This window comes from Comamonas sp. GCA5 (assembly GCF_036541385.1).
Taxonomy (GTDB): domain Bacteria; phylum Pseudomonadota; class Gammaproteobacteria; order Burkholderiales; family Burkholderiaceae_C; genus Comamonas; species Comamonas aquatica.
In genome coordinates, this window is record NZ_JAZHFR010000179.1 from 1 (window position 1) to 1,467 (window position 1,467).

The window sequence follows — 1,467 nt, forward strand, 5'->3', positions numbered from 1 at the left end:
ATCAGCATGGCAACTCCTTGGCACGGGATTGCCATGTTGCCAGAACTGCTTGCAGTACCTCTCGGCCATGCAGCAACGGACGCTTGTTTTTAAGCAGCCAATCGTCCGGGACCCGACACCTAAGTTACAATTTTCTTTAGTTTTGGTTTAAATAAACACAAGTTTCGCACGCTATCCAAATCTAGTTGGTTTCAGCTTTAAAACTCAACATTCTGCGAATATCACATGGACGTCAAACACCAAGTTTTTGTTTCTTCAACCTATAAGGATCTTATTGAAGAGCGAAAAGCAGTTATACATGCACTCCTTGAGCTTGATTGCATTCCCGCAGGAATGGAGCTATTTCCCGCCACTGATGAAGACGCTTGGAGTCTGATAAAAGAGGTTATTGATGGGTGTGATTACTACCTTCTCATATTGGCTGGGAAGTATGGTTCTGCGGGGCCAGATGGAATCGGCTATACCGAAATGGAGTTCGACTACGCCGTTAGTGTTTCTAAGCCAGTCCTAGCCTTCATCCATGAAGCTCCAGACAAACTAACGGCGAGCAATATCGAGAAAACAGAAGCGATGCAAAACAAACTTGCCGCCTTCCGAGAGAAAGCGAAGGCAAAGCACTGCAAATTCTGGACATCGCCGGAAGACTTGGGTGGCAAGGTGTCTCGCAGCTTGGTGCAACTACGCAAGCGCCACCCTTCGCCTGGCTGGGTTCCCGGAAAATTTGCCGCTAGCCAATCAATGCTTCGAGAGTTACAGGAACTCCGAACGAAGGTTGCACAACTTGAGCTAGAAGCAGCAACAGGTCCCACGTCAGTGCAAGCGGATACTGAGGAACTAGCGCAAGGCGCAGACCTCGTGGAGTTCCATCCAAAGCTGAAACATACAGCAGAGGATAAAAACGGAAAAGAAACAAAGGTGTCCTGTTCATGGGACAAACTGTTATCTTATTTTGGTCCGAACATGCTTGCCGAGTGCAGCGATGAAGAGATGATGTCCCGCGTCAAGCTCGCTTTCTATCACTCGATCCCTAAGGTTATTCGCGACTTCAATAGTTTAAATTCTCTAGTGCTTCCATACGTTCTGGAGGATAAAATTCGCGTTCAGTTTCAAGCCCTTGGCTACATTGCTACTGGCCTCAAGAAGCGCGCAGTTGCAGATAATTCACGTTATTGGCGTTTAACACCAGTTGGTGAAAAGCACCTCATCAGTGTTCGAGCCGAACGGCGCCAGCCAAATAAAGTTGCCGCGTAAATTTTCTCCACCTTTCATTTGTTTCTAAGCCTAACTTGATAGTAAAGCAGACACCAACCTGCTCCGCTAATTGTTTGGCCATTAGTCAAACCTAGTTGTCGGGTCCCGGACGATTGGCTGCTTAAAAACAAGCGTCCGTTGCTGCATGGCCGAGAGGTACTGCAAGCAGTTCTGGCAACATGGCAATCCCGTGCCAAGGAGTTGCCATGCTGATCA

1 protein-coding gene is annotated in these 1,467 nt (G+C 47.8%); it reads left to right on the forward strand.

From position 1 onward, the window contains the following. The first annotated feature begins 225 nt into the window (after positions 1-225). Positions 226-1,251: a DUF4062 domain-containing protein gene (locus SJH88_RS19080; protein WP_274755385.1), complete on the forward strand. Its 1,026-nt coding sequence runs from the start codon at positions 226-228 to the stop codon at positions 1,249-1,251. Positions 1,252-1,467 lie beyond the last annotated feature (216 nt).